Source organism: Burkholderia sp. COPS, from assembly GCF_019425585.1.
In the GTDB taxonomy this organism is placed as follows: Bacteria; Pseudomonadota; Gammaproteobacteria; order Burkholderiales; family Burkholderiaceae; genus Burkholderia; species Burkholderia cepacia.
Genome location: NZ_WIXR01000055.1, coordinates 47,999 through 64,225, shown reverse-complemented (window position 1 = coordinate 64,225; position 16,227 = coordinate 47,999). Strand labels below are relative to the sequence as shown.

Sequence of the window (16,227 nt, the reverse complement as noted above, 5' to 3'; positions counted from 1 at the left end):
CATTCCGCTACGCGATGTCGTCCAGCGCATCGGGGGCAATCAGGTCGATCCGGTCCGTGCAGACCGCGTCGACACCCCACCGCACAAGTTCGCGAGCGCGTTCGAGGTCGTTCACCGTGTAAACCAGGATGCGCAGGCCGGCCGCCTTGATCGCGCGCACGAGCGGTTCGTCCAGCTGTTTGTGGTCTGCATGCAACGAAACGCAGCCGAGCGCGCCGACGACCTGCGCATGCCAGTCATCCGGCACGGCCTCGTAAAGCATCCCGCGCGGCAGCGCCGGCGCCGTCGCGCGCGCCTGTTGCAACGCATCGAACGAGAACGACGACAAGAGCGGCGCCACCGCGGCATCGCGCCAGTACGCGGCCGCGTCGGCCGCCACGCGCTGCCCGGTCTCGCGCTCGCGCCCCGGGCACGGCTTGATCTCGACGTTGGCGGCCAGCCCGTGCGCGATGCAGCGCGCCGCCGCCGCCTCGAGCGTCGGCATCCGCTCGCCCGCGAAGCGCGCGTCGCGCCACGCGCCGGCATCGAGTGCGGCCAGCGCCTCATATCGCATGCCCGCCGCCGGCCCGTGACCGTTCGACGTCCGGTCGACCGTGTCGTCGTGCAGCAGGAACGTCACGTCGTCGGCCGACAGCTTCGCGTCGAATTCGACCATCCGGTGGCCACGGCGCGCGCCCTCGTCGAGCGCGGCGAGCGTGTTCTCCGGCGCGAGCGTGCCGCCGCCGCGATGGGCGACGACGCGCGGATAGGGCCAGTCGGTACGGGTTGTCATCGTCGGTCTCCCGGCAGGTGCAGCAGGTTCAGCCGGCACGCTTGCCGGTCTCCGGATCGAAGAAATGCAGCCGGTGCGCGGGCAGTGCGGCGGCCAGCGCCGTGCCGCGCGCGGGGCGGTCCGCGTGCGGCAGGCGCACCGCGACGTCATGGTTGCCCCAGCGGCCGTGCGCGAGGTTGTCCGCGCCGAGGAGCTCGCACGAGTCGACCGGCAGCGTCGCCTGCGCGACGCCCGGCTGCGGTGTCATGTGCTCCGGACGCACGCCGAGCACCCAGTCGCGCCCGGTGGCGATCTCCGCGCCGATGCCGGGCGAACCGGCGACCGGCAGCGCGGGACCGCCGCCCGCGACCGTAAACGTCGCGCCGTCGTCCGACAGCCGGCCGTGCATCAGGTTCATCGCGGGCGAGCCGATGAAGCCCGCGACGAACACCGTTGCCGGCTTCTCGTACACGTCGACCGGCGCGCCGATCTGCTCCGCATAGCCGCGGTTCATCACGATCACGCGCTGCGCGAGCGTCATCGCCTCGATCTGGTCGTGCGTCACGTAGACGCTCGTCGTCGCGAGCCGCGCATGCAGCCGCTGGATCTCGAGCCGCATCTGCACGCGCAATTTCGCGTCGAGGTTCGACAACGGCTCGTCGAACAGGAACACCGACGGCTCGCGCACGATCGCGCGCCCCATCGCGACGCGCTGCCGCTGGCCGCCCGACAGCTCGCGCGGGCGCCGCGCGAGCAGCGGCTCGAGTTCGAGGATCTTCGCGGCCGCCGCCACCCGCGAGTCGATCGTCGCGCGCTCGATCCCGCGGATCTTCAGCCCGTAGCCCATGTTCTGCGCGACCGTCATGTGCGGATACAGCGCATAGTTCTGGAATACCATCGCGATGTCGCGATCCTTCGGCTCCAGCGTGTTGACGACGCGCTCGCCGATCGCGATCTCGCCGTCCGTCACCGTCTCGAGCCCCGCGATCATCCGCAGCAACGTCGACTTGCCGCAGCCCGACGGGCCGACCAGCACGATGAATTCGCCGTCGGCGATCTCCACGTCGATGCCATGCAGCACGTGCTGCTTGCCGTCGTAGGATTTCCTGACGCCCTTCAAGCTCAGCGCAGCCATACCTGGTCCTTCTCCCGGTTACGTCCGTGGTTCATTTCTCGGAATCGACGAGGCCGCGCACGAACCAGCGCTGCATCGCCAGCACGACGACGAGCGGCGGAATCATCGCCAGCAGCGTCGCCGCCATCACGTATTGCCATTCGGTCGCGGCGTCGCCGCTCGCGATCATCATCTTGATGCCCACCACCGCCGTCGACAGCGATGCCTCCGTCGTGATCAGGATCGGCCACAGGTACTGGCTCCAGCCGTAGATGAACGTGATCACGAACAGCGCCGCGATGCTCGTCTTCGACAGCGGCAGCACGACGTCCCAGAAGAAGCGCATCGGCCCCGCGCCGTCGATGCGCGCGGCGTCCATCAGTTCGTCGGGCAGCGTCATGAAGAACTGCCGGAACAGGAACGTCGCGGTGGCCGACGCGATCAGCGGCAGCGTCAGCCCGGCGTAGGTGTTCGTCAGGTGCAGCGTCGACACGACCTGCACGGTCGGGAAGATCCGCACTTCCACCGGCAGCATCAGCGTGACGAAGATCAGCCAGAACGCCGTGTTGCGGAACGGGAAGCGGAAATAGACGATCGCGTATGCGGACAGGATCGATACCGCGATCTTGCCGACCGAGATGCCGAGCGCCATCGCGAAGCTGTTGACGAGCAGGCGGCCGAACGGCGCCGTCGCGGCGCCGCTGCCGTGGCCCCAGATATACGCGATGTTCTCGAACAGGTGCGTGCTCGGCACGAGCGACAGCGGCACCGTGAGCACTTCCTGCGCGCTCATCGTCGCCGCACAGAACGCGACGTAGACGGGGAACACGATCAGCACGACGCCCGCGATCAGCACCGCGTGGCAGAACAGGTCGAAACCCTTGCGATTTTCGATCATGCGTATTGCACCCTGCGTTCGACGAAACGGAACTGGATCACCGTGAGCCCGACGACGATGATCATCAGCACGACCGACTGCGCGCCGGAGCTGCCGATGTCGAGCCCCTGGAAGCCTTCCGCGTAGATCTTGTAGATCAGCGTCTTCGTGCTCTGCGCGGGGCCGCCGCCGGTGGCCGCGTCGATCACCGGGAACGTGTCGAAGAACGAGTAGACGAGGTTGACGACCAGCAGGAAGAAACTGGTGGGCGACAGCAGCGGCAGCACGAGGTTGAAGAAACGTCGCACCGGCCCCGCGCCGTCGATCGCCGCCGCCTCGATCAGCGAACGCGGAATCGCCTGCAGGCCCGCGTAGAAGAACAGGAAGTTGTAGCTCACCTGCTTCCATACCGACGCGAGCACGACGAGGAACATCGCCTGCCCGCCGTTCAGCGCGTGATTCCACACGATGCCGCCCTTCGCGAGCGCATAGGTGATCAGGCCGATGCTCGGATTGAACAGGAACGCCCACAGCACGGCGGCGATCGTCGGCGCGACCGCGTACGGCCAGATCAACAGCGTGCGATATGTGCGCGCGCCACGGGTCACGCGGTCGGCGCACGCGGCGAGCAGCAGCGACACGACGAGCCCGCTCACCGTGACGAGCGTGCTGAACACGAGCGTCGTGCGGAACGAATCGAGATACAGCGGATCGGCGAACAGGTGCGTGAAGTTCGCGAAGCCGACGAATTCACTCGACGTGCCGAACGCGTCCTGCATCTGCGTCGACTGCCACAGCGCGACGCCGGCCGGCCACAGGAAGAACACGGCGGTGATCGCGAGTTGCGGCGCGATCAGCAGATACGGCAGCAGGCTCGTGCCGAAACGGGAACGGGATTGCATCGCGGATATCCGGTCAGGCGAAACGGAAAGGAAACCGCGCCGCCGGCCGGCCCGCGCGCTTGCGCGGCGCGGCCGGCGGCACGAACGCGATGCGCGCTCAGCTGCCCGACTTCTCGAAGCGGCGCAGCAGCTCGTTGCCGCGCGAGGCCGCCGAATCGAGCGCGTCCTTCGGCGATTTCTTCTGCGCCCAGACCTGTTCGAACTCCTCGTCGACGACCGTGCGGATCTGCGGCATGTTGCCCAGGCGCAGCCCCTTCGTGTACGGCAGCGGCGGCTTGTTCAGCATCTGCTTGATCGCGGTTTCGGCGCTCGGGTTCTTCGCGTAGAAGCCCTGTTCGCGCGTCAGGTCGTATGCCGCCTTGGTGACCGGCAGGTAACCCGTGTCCTGGTGCCACTTCGCGGCGACGGCCGGCGATGCGAGAAACGCGAGGAATTTCGCGACGCCCTTGTAGGTCGCCGGATCCTTGCCCGCCAGCACCCACAGGCTCGCGCCGCCGATGATCGCGTTCTGCGGCGCGCCCTTCACGTTCGCGTCGTACGGCATCATGCCCGTGCCGAAGCTGAACTTCGCGAACTTCTGCAGGTTCGCGAGCGCGCCCGACGAGGTCGTCATGATCCCGCAGTCGCCGCTGTAGAACTTCGCCGATGCTTCGTCCTTGCGGCCCGCGTACGTGAACGTGCCGTCCTTCGCCATCTGCTGCAGGAACGACACGTGCGCGATCTGTTGCGGCTTGTTGAATTCGAGCACGGCGTCCGTACCGTCGAAGCCGTTGTTGCGGCTCGCGAACGGCAGCGCATGCCACGCGCTGTAGTTTTCGAGCTGGATCCAGCCCTGCCAGCCGGTCGTGAAGCCGCACGCCATCCCCGACTTGCGCAGTTTCTCGGCATCGTCCTTCACGTCGGCCCACGTCTTCGGCGGCTGGTTCGGATCGAGCCCGGCCTTCTTGAACGCGTCCTTGTTGTAGTACAGCACCGGCGTCGAGCTGTTGAACGGCATCGACACGAGATGGCCCGTCTTCGCGTCGCTGTAGTAGCTCGCGATGGTCGGCACGAACGCCTTTTCGTCGAGCGGCACGCCGGCCTGCCTGAACACGTCGTAGACGGGCACGACGGCCTTCTTCGCCTGCATCATCGTGGCCGTGCCGACTTCATAGACCTGGAGGATCGCCGGCGCATTGCCGCTGCGGTAGGCCGCGATGCCGGCCGCGAGCGCCTGGTCGTAGGTGCCCTTGAAGACCGGCACGATCTTGTAGTCGCTCTGCGACGCGTTGAACTGGTCGGCGATCGCGTTGACCCGCTCGCCGAGCGCGGCCTCCATCGCATGCCAGAACTGGATTTCCGTCGCGGCGAGCGCCACGTGCTGCACCCCGAACATCAGCGCGCCGCCGAGCGCGATCGAACGAACCAGTGTCCCCGCAGGCTTCTTCTTCATCGACCTCTCTCCTATGAAAACGTTACCAACAGCGTGTGCAACATTCCCATCGCCATTGAACCGGCGAAGTCTAGTGATCGTTTGTGACAGTCAGTTGTCGTTGATGACGAACAGGCGCTGATACTCCTTCAGCGCGAAGCGGTCGGTCATGCCGGCGATGTAGTGCGCGACGAGGCGCGGCTGCTGCGCGGCGTCGTCGGACTGGTACGGCGGCGGCAGCAGCCGCGGATCGTCGATGAACGCATCGAACAGCCCGGTGACGACGCGCTGCGCCTTGCTCGCCATGCGCATCACCTTGTAGTGGCGATAGAGGTTCTTGAAGAGGAAACGCTTGAGGGCGGCCGCCTGGGCGGAAACGGATTCGCTGTGCGACACGAGCGGCGGCGCCGCGCGCACGTCGTCGAGCGACGCCGGCGCGACGCGCGCGAGATTGCGCGTCGTTTCGTCGATCAGGTCGACGATCAGCGTGTTGATGATGCGGCGCACCGTCTCGTGCACGAGACGGCGGCCTTCGAGGTGCGGGAACTCGGCGAGCGCCGCCTCGTAGTGGCGCTGCCACAGCTCGACTTCCGCGAGCTGCTCGATCGTGATCAGCCCGGAACGCAGGCCGTCGTCGACGTCGTGGTTGTTGTACGCGATCTCGTCCGCGATGTTGGCAAGCTGCGCTTCGAGCGACGGCTGGCGGCCCTGCAGGAAGCGCTCGCCGAGCGCGCCGAGCTTGCGCGCATTCTCGCGCGAGCAGTGCTTCAGAATGCCTTCGCGTGTCTCGAAGCACAGGTTCAGCCCGTTGAACGCGCCGTAGTGCTCCTCGAGCTCGTCGACGACCGCCAGGCTCTGCAGGTTGTGCTCGAAGCCACCATGCTCGCGCATGCAGGCGTTCAGCGCGTCCTGCCCGGCATGGCCGAACGGCGTATGGCCGAGATCGTGCGCGAGCGAGATCGCCTCGACGAGATCCTCGTTCAGGCGCAGGTTGCGCGCAACCGAGCGGGCGATCTGCGCGACCTCGAGGCTGTGCGTGAGACGCGTGCGGAACAGGTCGCCTTCATGATTGACGAAGACTTGCGTCTTGTATTCGAGCCGGCGAAACGCGGTCGAATGGACGATGCGGTCGCGGTCGCGCTGGAATTCGGTGCGCGCCGCCGGCGGTGTTTCCGGATGGCGGCGGCCGCGCGACTGCGACGCGTGCGCGGCATACGGAGCGAGATGGGCTTCCAGCGCCGCCAGTGTCGGCGGCTCGGCCACCGGCGCAGCGGATACGCGGCCGGCTTCGGGCAGTGTGCTGCTGGATGTCTCGCTCACGTCTCCTCCATGTCAGGGGCGCCGGGGCATCCGGGCCGCCCGTTAGCGGGTCGTCTGCGCCAGTGTAGCGAATACGGCTTCGTCCGGCGCCTGCGTGATCAACGTATCGCCGAATCGCTTCAGCAGGATGAACTTGATCGCGCCGGCCTCCGCCTTCTTGTCGACGCGCATCAGGTCCATGTAGCGCGCGTCGCCGAGCGCGGGCCCGCGGGTCGGCAGGTGCGCGGCCGCGATCACCGCATCGAGGCGCTGCCGCGACGCTTCGTCGAGCAGGCCGAGCCGCACCGACAGGTCGCCTGCCATCACCATCCCGCAGCCGACCGCCTCGCCGTGCAGCCACTCGCCGTAGCCGAGCCCGGCCTCGATCGCATGACCGAACGTGTGGCCGAAGTTCAGGATCGCGCGCAGGCCGCCTTCGCGTTCGTCGGCCGCCACCACGCTCGCCTTGATCTCGCACGAGCGCTTCACCGCGTGCGCGAGCGCAGCCGGGTCGCGACGGTTCAGCGCGTCGACGTTCGCCTCGATCCAGTCGAAGAATGCCGCATCGGCGATCGCGCCGGTCTTGATGATCTCGGCGACACCGGCCGCCAGTTCACGGTCGGGCAACGTCGTCAGCGCGCCGATGTCCGCGATCACGGCCTGCGGCTGGTAGAACGCGCCGATCATGTTCTTGCCGAGCGGGTGGTTGATGCCCGTCTTGCCACCGACCGACGAATCGACCTGCGACAGCAGCGTCGTCGGCACCTGGATGAACGGCACGCCGCGCATGTAGCATGCAGCCGCAAAGCCCGTCATGTCGCCGATCACGCCGCCGCCGAGCGCGACGAGCGTCGTCTTGCGATCCGCGCGGTCGGTCAGCAGGCCGTCGAAGATCAGGTTCAGCGTCTCCCAGTTCTTGTACGCCTCGCCGTCCGGCAGCACGACCGTCGACACACGCTTGCCGAGCGGCGCGAGCGCCGCGCGCAGCGCGTCGCCGTAGAGCGGATCGACCGTCGTGTTCGTGACGATCGTGACGGAAGAACCCTTGATGTGAGGTGCGAACAGCTCGGCGCGGCCGATCAGGCCGGCGCCAATGTGAATCGGATAGGCGCGGTCGCCCAGGTCGACGTTGACAGTAATCATGCTTGTAGCGGCTTGGCGATGACGCCCGCCAGTTCGAGTTGCATCAACACCATGTTGACGAGACCGTTGACCGACGGACGGCCGGTCTCGATGACGAAATCCGCGCATTCGCGGTACAGCGGGTCGCGCACTTCATACAGCGCTTCGAGGCGCCCTTTCGGGTCGTCGGTCTGCAGCAGCGGGCGGTTCTTGTCCTTGCGCGTGCGCAGCCACAGGTCGTGCGGGTTCGCGCGCAGGTAGACGACGATACCGTTGCTCTTCAGGCAGTCGCGATTTTCCGGGCGCAGCACCGCGCCGCCGCCCGTCGCGAGCACGATGTTCTCGCGCTGCGTGAGATCGGCGATGACCTGCGTTTCGCGATCGCGAAACCCGGCCTCGCCCTCCAGTTCGAAGATCACCGGAATGCGCGCGCCCGTGCGGGCCTCGATTTCGTGGTCGGAGTCGAAGAACGTCCTGTCGAGACGACGCGCGACCGCACGGCCCACGGTGGTCTTACCCGCTCCCATAAGGCCGACGAAAAATACGTTTGCATGTGGGTCCCGCGCTTGCAACGGCTTCCTCTGCTTCAATCTTGCTGGTGTGTGGCGCAGCTTACTGGCAAAGCGGCTGCCTTGTCGAGCCTGCGCCGGCGGCTTCCGGCCCCGTTTTTTCGGCATCCGCGCTGCCCATGCCGCGTGCATCGCAGCGCGCATCGACGACCGTCGGCGTGATGAAGACGACCAGTTCGCTGCGCTGGTCGCGTTGCGCGCGGTGCCGGAAAAGCGCGCCCAGAAACGGTATTTTGCCCAAGAGCGGCACGCGCGTCACATCGTTCCGGTTCAGTTGCTCGTAGATCCCGCCGATCGCGACCGTCCCGCCGTTCTCGACCTCGACGCGCGTCTGTACGTGCTTCGTATGAATCGCCGGGCCGGCCGCCGTCGGCTCGCCGACGCTGTCCTTCGTCACGTCCAGGTCGAGCACGACGCGCCCGTCCGGCGTGATCTGCGGCTCGACCTCGAGCTTGAGCGTCGCCCGGCGGAACTGCACGCCGCTCACGCCATTGCCCACCTTCGCCTGGTACGGCAGCTCCGAACCCTGTTCGACGATCGCCTTGACGCGATCGGCGGTCACCACGCGCGGGCTCGAAACGATCTGGCCCCGCCCCTGTGCCTCGAGCGCGCTCAGTTCGACGTCGAGCACACGGCTGAGCGGCGCGGCAAACAGCGTGAAGCCGGCGGTCGCCGCTTCGAAGCCGCCGAGCGGCCGCCCAGCAAGGTCGAGCCCGTTGCGCGCGCCGGTCGTGAACGAGGCGCTTTCGCTCGCACTCTCGCCCGACGGCGGCCGCGCCTGCGCCCTCAGCGCGACACGTGCGCCCAGATTGCGCGAAAAGCCTTGCTCGCCCTCGACGATGCGGGCCTCGATCCGGACCTGCCGCGACGGCCGGTCGATCGCCTCGATCAGGCTCGCGACCTGGTCGAGGCGCGGCGCGAGATCGGTGACGAACAGCAGGTTCGTCCGCGGATCCGCCGCCGCGGCGCCGCGCTTCGACAGCAGGCGCTGGCCGGTCGCGCCGGCCAGCAGCCGTTGCACGTCCTGCGCGCGTGGATAGCGCAGCGCGAACGTCCGGCTCGCAAGCGGCTCCAGATCCGCGGCCCGCGCGTGCATTTCGAAGCGCTCGCGTTCGCGCGCCGCCAGCTCGGCCGCCGGCGTGACCCATATCACGTTACCCCGCCGCGACATCGCGAGCCCGTGCGTGTCGAGCAGCGTGTCGAAGGCGTCGCGCCAGCGGACATTGTTCAGACGTAACGTGACGGTGCCGCGCACCTGCTCGCCGACGACGATATTGAGCCCGGTGAACCGCGCGAACGCGTCGAATGCGGCCGCAAGCCCCGCTCCCTGCAGATTCAGCGAAATCCGCCGTGCGTCGTCCGCATCGCCTGGTTGCCGCGCCGCGGCGTCGCCCATCCGGGCCGGCGGCGCCAACGGGATCGGCGGCCCCTCCAGCCCGGGTGCCGGGGCGGCGGCCTCCGCCTGAAGCGCCGTGCGAGCCGCCTGGTCGAACGGCGGCAGGCCGGCCTCCGCAGATGCTGGGCCGTCCGCCCCGTCCACCGCGCGTTGGGGCAACGGCAAGCCCGGCACCTGCATCTCCGTCGAAGGTACAGGCCAGACGGCCGGCAGCGGCGGCAACGAGGCGCTTGCACCGGCCGCCGTCAATCCGGCCCAGACGGCGAGCACCCGACATCCCTGCTTCATCATGGGCGCCTCCCGTCGTCCAGGGCGACTCGGTACGCGCCATCCGCCGTCGCGAGCGTCACGGCGACGGGATCGACTCGCACCACCCGCGCGGCCCCGAGGGCTTCGCCGGGCACCAAGGCCGCGAATGCGCCGTCACCGTCGTCGAACAACGCGAGACCGGCATGCCTGTCGCGAATCGTGCCGGCCAGGCGGGCAGCCGCCCCCTCCGTTTCAGGCGAGCCGGCCTCGCCGAACGGATCGGCGCCGGGCGCGTCGGCCAGAACCGGCGTCTCCCCGCCCTTGGACGTCGTCGCCGGTAACCCCGGAAACACGTCGACCGCCATTTCCACACGCGCGGCCTCCCTTCCTCGTTCGACACGCAGCGTGGTCGGCACCGCCAGCACCGGGAAACGCGCCAGCCATCCGACCGTCTGCAGCAACGCGCGAAACCCGCCGTCCGCGACGATGCGCACCGAGCGCTGCCCTTCCGGCACCGCCCCCTCGGCGCGCAGCGGTTCGATCGATACGCCGCGCAGCCCGCTCGACGCGGCGCGATCGGCCAGCTCCAGCATCAACGCGGCCCATTCCGGCTCACGCGATGAGCGATCGCCGTCGGCCGCCGCCGGATGCGCGTCGTGTTGCCGTGCAGCGGCCACGAGAACACGCTGCGCGTCGGCCTCTCGTTTCTGCGCCGCCGCCAGCAACGCGCGGCTGTGCGCGAGCCCGCTCCAGTCCGCGGCATTCGCCAGATGAATGCCGCCCGTCAGCACGGCCGCGAACGCGAGCACGCAGCCTGCGACATGCGCAGTCGCCGGCGACACGCGCCGCACGCCGCTTCGCCATCCGCCGCGATGCGGTGCGGGCCGATCCGCGAGCGCCGTCATGCGCCGCCTCCCGATGCTTTCCGGGACGGCATCGCGTCGTGCCAGCGCAACTGGACCGAGAACCGGAACGGAATCCCGCCGGCGGCGACCGGTGCATCCGGGGCTGGCTTCAATGCATCGATATCGATCCGCCAGCCACGCTGCTCGCGCGCCATACCCGCGAGCCATCGTGCGGCCGCCCGATAGCTCACGGCGCGGACATCGAGCACGGCACCCGCCGACGTCGTGCGCAGCGCATCGAGCCGAACCGTGCCGTCGTGCACCTGCGCCAGGGTCGCCAGCAGCCCCGCGACGTGCCGGTAAGGTGCGGCACGCGCGGCCGCCTGCGCGTCACGCTGCGCGACGACGGCCGCCGCATTGGCGGCGCGCGTCGCGGCACCCACCTGTGGCTGCAACTGCAGCAGCCGCGCCTCCACGATTGCGCGCTCCGCATCCACACGCCACCGCGCCCCGCTGGCGGCGCCCGTCCACAGGCCGGCGCCGAGTACGCCGAGCAGAATCGCCGTACCGCACTGCGCGGCCCGACGACGTCGCAACGCCCGAGCCAGCCGCTCACGGTACGGCAACAGGTTGAAGCCGCCCGGCTCCGCACGGAGGGCCGTCATTCCCACACTCCGCGCAATGCCAGCCCGAATGCAACAGCCAATGCCGGGCCGCCCGACATGCCGGTGGACAGGCACGATTGCGCGCTCCAGCCCGTGCAGTCGAACGGCACCGCAACCGCGCCGACCACGTCGCCGATCTCGGCGACGGACGTATCGAAGCGGGCAATACAGCGCTCGTCCCCGGCCACGAGGACACAGCACACGGCCCCGAGCGCGCGCCGGCGCAATGCATCGGAAAACGCCCCCGGCGCCGCGCCGGACAGCGTCAGCACCGGTACGGCCGACGAACCGTCGATTCGCCAGCCTCGCACGCCCGAGTCATGGAACCAGAGCGCCGCGCAGGGGCCCGCCTGCGCGTCGAGTTCGCATTGCGCCGCATAGCGCAACGCACGCAGCGCCGCGGCCGACTCGCCGTCGACCACCGTCAGATCGACACCGGCCTGCGCGGCCACATCGACCCGCCGTTCGAGCAGCGCCAGCGAGGCCACGGCAACCTCGATCTCCCCCGCACCGCCGTCCTGCCGCCAGTCGAATGCGAGACTGTCCGGCGCAAGCCCCGAAATGCGTTCGGCCGCCTGCCGCGCGGCGTCCTCGACGTCGTCCCGCCCGGCCAGGTCCAGCATCGCGGTGCGCATCTCGTCATCGTGCAACGCCATCACGCCGCGCGCGCCGCACCGCACGTCGGCCGCCGACAGTCTCGACACGGCCGCGGCCAGCGCCCGCGCGACCGCCGCCCAACGCGCATCCTCCGGCCCGCCCGCCAACCCGACCGGCTCCCGCTCCAGCCCCTCGACGCACACCTCGGCGCCCCGGCCACGCCGGCTCAGCACGACCACCCTCACCTCGTCCGCACCGACGTCGATTCCCGTCGACCGGTGCCCACCCTGCGCAAACCGCGCCCGCCATCTTCCCGCCATCCCAGCCTCCCGAGCTCGTCGCGGCCCACGCCGCGTTTCCGAGACTGATTCTGCAAAACGGCGCGTCGGGCCGACAGTCGGCCTAACGGCCAGCATCCGCTCGCGACGGCCGCGCGCGGGCTATGCTGGAAGTGCGCCGGCCAGCGGCTTCAGGGCGGGCGGCCCCCGCGTCAGGACCGGTCTTACCGGGCAGCTATAATCGCGGGACTGTTTTCCGGTATGCCTATGCAATCCACGACTCCTACGTCCCCGCCTCCCGCCCCGGAGCCGAAGAAGCGGCCCTGGTGGCAAAAAGTCCTGCTCGGATTCGCCACGATGTGCGTGGCGCTCGTCGTGGCCGGCGGCCTCGTGCTCGGCTACGCGCTCGTCGTCGCGTGGCCGAACATGCCGTCGCTCGACGCGCTGACCGACTATCGCCCGAAGGTGCCGCTGCGCATCTATACGTCCGATCACGTGCTGATCGGCGAATTCGGCGAAGAACGCCGCGACGTCGTCCATTTCAAGGACGTGCCCGACTCGCTGAAGAAGGCGATCCTCGCGATCGAGGACGCGCGGTTCTACGATCACGGCGGGGTCGACCTCACCGGCATCGTGCGCGCCGGCTTCGTCGCGCTGACGAACGGCCATGCGTCGCAGGGGGCGAGCACGATCACGATGCAGGTTGCGCGCAACTTCTTCCTGTCGAGCGAGAAGACCTACACGCGCAAGATCTACGAGATGCTGCTCGCGTACCGGATCGAGCGTGCGCTGACGAAGGATCAGATTCTCGAGGTCTACATGAATCAGATCTATCTCGGCCAGCGCGCATACGGCTTCGCGAGCGCCGCGCGGGTCTACTTCGGCAAGGACCTGAAGGACATCACGCTCGCGGAAGCGGCGATGCTCGCGGGGCTGCCGAAGGCGCCGTCCGCGTACAACCCGGTCGTGAACCCGAAGCGCGCGAAGGTGCGCCAGGAATACATCCTGCAACGGATGCTCGAGCTGAACTTCATCTCGCGCGAGCAGTACGACGAGGCCGTCGCACAGCCGCTCGTCGTCAAGGGTCCGGGCCGCGATTTCAGCGTGCACGCCGAGTACGTCGCGGAAATGGTCCGACAAATGATGTACGCGCAATACCACGAGGAAACCTACACGCGCGGCTTCAATGTCGTCACGACGATCGACTCCGCGGATCAGCAGGTCGCCTATACCGCGCTGCGCAAGGGCATCATGGATTACGAACGCCGGCACGGCTATCGGGGGCCGGAAGGCTTCATCGAGCTGCCGGCCGGCGCCGACGACCGCGAACAGGCGATCGACGATGCGCTGCTCGAACACCCCGACAACGGCGAACTGATTGCAGCGGTCGTCACGGCCGCAAACCCGCGCCAGATCACGGTCGCGTTCATCGACGGCAGCAACGCGACGATCGAAGGCGACAACCTGCGCTTCGCGTCGGGCGCGCTGTCGGCCAACGCGCAGCCGAATCGCCGTATCCGCCCGGGCGCGATCGTCCGCGTCGTGAAGAACGACGCCGGCAAATGGTCGATCACGCAGTTGCCGCAGGTCGAGGGGGCGTTCCTGTCGATCGTCCCGCAGGACGGCGCGATCCGCTCGCTCGTCGGCGGCTTCGACTACAACAAGAACAAGTTCAACCACGTCACGCAGGCGTGGCGGCAGCCGGGTTCGTCGTTCAAGCCGTTCATCTATTCGGCGTCGCTCGACAAGGGCCTCGGGCCGGCGACGGTGATCAACGACGGTCCGCTGTATTTCAGCGCGGCCGAAACGGGCGGCCAGCCGTGGGAGCCGAAGAACTACGGCGGCGGCTTCGAAGGCCCGATGTCGATGCGCACCGCGCTGCAGCGTTCGCGCAACCTCGTGTCGATCCGGATCCTGAACCACATCGGCACGAAGTACGCGCAGCAGTACATCACGCGCTTCGGCTTCGACGCGGAACGCCATCCGGCGTACCTGCCGATGGCACTCGGCGCGGGCCAGGTCACGCCGCTGCAGATGGCGGGCGCGTATTCGGTATTCGCGAACGGCGGCTACCGCGTCAATCCGTACCTGATCGCCGAAGTCACTGATCCGAGCGGCGCGATCGTCGTGCGCGCGCAGCCGCTCGTCGCCGAACAGAATGCGCCGCGCGCCATCGACGCGCGTAACGCGTACGTGATGAACAGCCTGCTGCAGAGCGTCGCGCAACGCGGCACGGGTGCACGGACCAACGTGCTGAAGCGCACCGACCTCGCGGGCAAGACCGGCACGACGAACGACTCGCACGACGCGTGGTTCGCCGGCTACCAGCACACGCTCGCCGCGATCGCGTGGATCGGCTACGACAATCCGCGCAGCCTCGGCGATCGCGAAACGGGCGGCGGCCTCTCGCTGCCCGTCTGGATCGACTACATGGGTGCCGCGCTGAAGGGTGTGCCCGAGTTCAAGCCGACGATGCCGGACGGCGTCGAATCGCTCGGCGGCGAGCTGTACTTCACCGAGTTCGCACCGGGTCACGGCTTCGTGTCGACGGTCGGCGTGCCGCAGGCACCGGCCGCGCAAAACGTCGACGCGACCGTGCCGCACGTCGACGAGCAGGAAAAGCAGGACATCATGAACCTGTTCCAGGCGCACTGACCGTCGGCCCGGACATGAAAAAAGCGCCCCGCGGGGCGCTTTTTTCGTTGGGTCACGCGTCGGGGCGGGCCCCGATCGTCATGCACTGAACGTGATCGGCAGGCCGGCCTGCTGCGTCGCGTATTCGGTGAGCGCCGAGAAGAACTCGGTGCCCGTGCGCGTATCGCGCCATGCGCCGTCGATGAACCGGTAATGGAAACCGCCGGCCTTCGCGGCAATCCACACCTCCTTCATCGGCGGCTGCAGGTTGACGATGATCTTCGAGCCGTTCTCGAACGTCAGCGTCAGGACGCTGCCGTTGCGCTCCAGATCGATGTCGTGATCGCCGTCGTTGGCGTCGTCGACGGTACGCTCGACGGCCGCCAGCACGGCCTCGGCACGGGTCAGGTATTCGGTATCGGACATGCTAAACTCTATCGGTTCAATTGTTCAGGGACGATCATGCGAGTCGTTTTCCGGATGAGCGCGATTGTAGCGGCTTTGGCGATTCTTGCCGGCTGCGGTCAAAGCGGCGCGCTCTATCTGCCCACCGTGCCTCCGCTGCCCAAGCCACTCCAGCAGCAGGACACACCGCCGTCGGACGTGAAGCCGACCGATGAAAACGCGTCGTCCGACAGTGTGCCCGATTCGTCCGGCACGCCGCTCATGCTGTCGCCCGAATTGTCGAGCGGGACATCCGCCACGGCTGCACCGGCATCGAGCCCGGCTGTCGCGAAGTAACGACGCGCCGCCTGCGCAGGCTCGCGAAACGAGGCGATGACTTCCCGGTCATCGCCTTTTGTTTTTGGCTGCGCCATCACGCGCGCACGCGCCGCCATCCCCATGCAACCAGCCGCCAGCCGAGCAGCGCGACGACGATCGCCGCATACAGCTTCGGCTGCGCGAGATCGTGCTTGCCGGCCCTCATCCACCAGAAGTGCAGCACACCGAACAGCGCGATCGCGTAGATCGCGCTGTGCAGCGTCGCCCAGTGGCGGCCGAGCCGGCGCACCATCGCGCGCGGCGACGTTGCCGCGAGGGGAATCAGCAGCACGAACGCGGCGAAACCGACCGTGATGAACGGGCGCTTGCCGACGTCCTTCAGGATCGCGACGACGTCGAACCACTTGTCGAACCACAGGTAAGTCGTGAAGTGCAGCGTCGCGTAGAAGAACGCGAACAGCCCGATCATCCGGCGAAAGCGCAGCAGCGTGGCGAACCCCGTCATGCGCCGAAGCGGCGTGACGGCGAGCGTGACGCACAGCATCACGAGCGTCCAGAGGCCCGTCGAGCGCGTGATGAACTCGATCGGATTCGCGCCGAGCCGGTCGGTCAGCCCGAACAGCACGAGACGCGTGAGCGGATAAAGGCCCGCCGCGAATACCAGCACCTTGGCCGGTGCGAGCCAGCGCGGCGCGGCAGGGCGAGTCGCACCGGCCCGCACGGCACGTGCAGCCGGGCCGGCGCCCGCTGCACGCGCGGGCGTCAGCGTCGAAGGAGGCATGTCGTTTCTCACCT

16 protein-coding genes are annotated in these 16,227 nt (G+C 68.3%); 2 read left to right on the top strand and 14 right to left on the bottom strand.

What is annotated here, in order from left to right; all coding sequences use genetic code 11:
- Positions 1-7: 7 nt before the first annotated feature.
- From ugpQ to FOZ70_RS32990, 12 genes are all read right to left on the bottom strand, one after another.
- Positions 8-772 carry a glycerophosphodiester phosphodiesterase gene (gene ugpQ, locus FOZ70_RS33045; RefSeq protein ID WP_059710348.1) on the bottom strand — a complete coding sequence of 255 codons (765 nt, stop codon included), beginning with the start codon at positions 770-772 and terminating at the stop codon, positions 8-10.
- Positions 773-800: 28 nt separating this feature from the next.
- Complete coding sequence (locus tag FOZ70_RS33040) at positions 801-1,886, bottom strand: sn-glycerol-3-phosphate import ATP-binding protein UgpC (protein ID WP_042977269.1); 1,086 nt, start codon at positions 1,884-1,886, stop codon at positions 801-803.
- Between the two features lie 31 nt (positions 1,887-1,917).
- On the bottom strand, positions 1,918-2,763 hold the full coding sequence (ugpE, locus tag FOZ70_RS33035; protein ID WP_027788562.1) for a sn-glycerol-3-phosphate ABC transporter permease UgpE: 846 nt from the start codon (positions 2,761-2,763) through the stop codon (positions 1,918-1,920).
- The gene (gene ugpA, locus FOZ70_RS33030) at positions 2,760-3,644 is read right to left on the bottom strand and encodes a sn-glycerol-3-phosphate ABC transporter permease UgpA (RefSeq protein ID WP_027788563.1); all 885 of its coding nucleotides are present in this window, start codon (positions 3,642-3,644) and stop codon (positions 2,760-2,762) included. Before ugpA ends, ugpE begins: the two co-directional genes overlap by 4 nt.
- A gap of 97 nt (positions 3,645-3,741) precedes the next feature.
- The gene (ugpB, locus tag FOZ70_RS33025) at positions 3,742-5,076 is read right to left on the bottom strand and encodes a sn-glycerol-3-phosphate ABC transporter substrate-binding protein UgpB (RefSeq protein ID WP_048025746.1); all 1,335 of its coding nucleotides are present in this window, start codon (positions 5,074-5,076) and stop codon (positions 3,742-3,744) included.
- A 90-nt stretch (positions 5,077-5,166) separates the two neighbouring features.
- On the bottom strand, positions 5,167-6,351 hold the full coding sequence (locus tag FOZ70_RS33020; RefSeq protein ID WP_225723201.1) for a deoxyguanosinetriphosphate triphosphohydrolase: 1,185 nt from the start codon (positions 6,349-6,351) through the stop codon (positions 5,167-5,169).
- Positions 6,352-6,417: 66 nt separating this feature from the next.
- Positions 6,418-7,497, bottom strand: a complete 1,080-nt coding sequence (aroB, locus tag FOZ70_RS33015) for a 3-dehydroquinate synthase (protein WP_027788565.1) — start codon at positions 7,495-7,497, stop codon at positions 6,418-6,420.
- Positions 7,494-8,048, bottom strand: coding sequence for a shikimate kinase AroK (gene aroK / locus FOZ70_RS33010; RefSeq protein WP_034189844.1), 555 nt, complete (start codon positions 8,046-8,048; stop codon positions 7,494-7,496). The genes aroB and aroK overlap by 4 nt, the downstream gene beginning before the upstream one ends.
- A gap of 40 nt (positions 8,049-8,088) precedes the next feature.
- Complete coding sequence (gene pilQ, locus FOZ70_RS33005; RefSeq protein WP_219707590.1) at positions 8,089-9,732, bottom strand: type IV pilus secretin PilQ; 1,644 nt, start codon at positions 9,730-9,732, stop codon at positions 8,089-8,091.
- Positions 9,729-10,595, bottom strand: coding sequence for a pilus assembly protein (locus tag FOZ70_RS33000; RefSeq protein WP_219707589.1), 867 nt, complete (start codon positions 10,593-10,595; stop codon positions 9,729-9,731). Before FOZ70_RS33000 ends, pilQ begins: the two co-directional genes overlap by 4 nt.
- Complete coding sequence (locus FOZ70_RS32995; protein ID WP_219707588.1) at positions 10,592-11,200, bottom strand: fimbrial protein; 609 nt, start codon at positions 11,198-11,200, stop codon at positions 10,592-10,594. Before FOZ70_RS32995 ends, FOZ70_RS33000 begins: the two co-directional genes overlap by 4 nt.
- Positions 11,197-12,117: a competence protein ComA gene (locus FOZ70_RS32990; protein ID WP_219707592.1), complete on the bottom strand. Its 921-nt coding sequence runs from the start codon at positions 12,115-12,117 to the stop codon at positions 11,197-11,199. The genes FOZ70_RS32995 and FOZ70_RS32990 overlap by 4 nt, the downstream gene beginning before the upstream one ends.
- Positions 12,118-12,336: 219 nt before the next feature.
- On the opposite strand from FOZ70_RS32990, the gene FOZ70_RS32985 reads away from it, so the two are divergent.
- Positions 12,337-14,730, top strand: coding sequence for a penicillin-binding protein 1A (locus FOZ70_RS32985; RefSeq protein ID WP_048025740.1), 2,394 nt, complete (start codon positions 12,337-12,339; stop codon positions 14,728-14,730).
- Positions 14,731-14,808: 78 nt separating this feature from the next.
- Here the strand turns inward: FOZ70_RS32985 and cyaY are convergent, their stop codons facing one another.
- Positions 14,809-15,135, bottom strand: a complete 327-nt coding sequence (gene cyaY / locus FOZ70_RS32980) for an iron donor protein CyaY (protein WP_021161744.1) — start codon at positions 15,133-15,135, stop codon at positions 14,809-14,811.
- Positions 15,136-15,171: 36 nt separating this feature from the next.
- Between cyaY and FOZ70_RS32975 the strand changes: the two genes are divergently transcribed.
- Entirely contained in the window at positions 15,172-15,450 is a 279-nt protein-coding gene (locus FOZ70_RS32975; RefSeq protein ID WP_060130758.1) for a lipoprotein, read from the top strand.
- Between the two features lie 76 nt (positions 15,451-15,526).
- Here the strand turns inward: FOZ70_RS32975 and msrQ are convergent, their stop codons facing one another.
- Positions 15,527-16,213 (bottom strand): protein-methionine-sulfoxide reductase heme-binding subunit MsrQ, encoded by a 687-nt coding sequence (gene msrQ / locus FOZ70_RS32970; RefSeq protein WP_059555033.1) that lies wholly within the window; start codon positions 16,211-16,213, stop codon positions 15,527-15,529.
- Between the last annotated feature and the right edge of the window lie 14 nt (positions 16,214-16,227).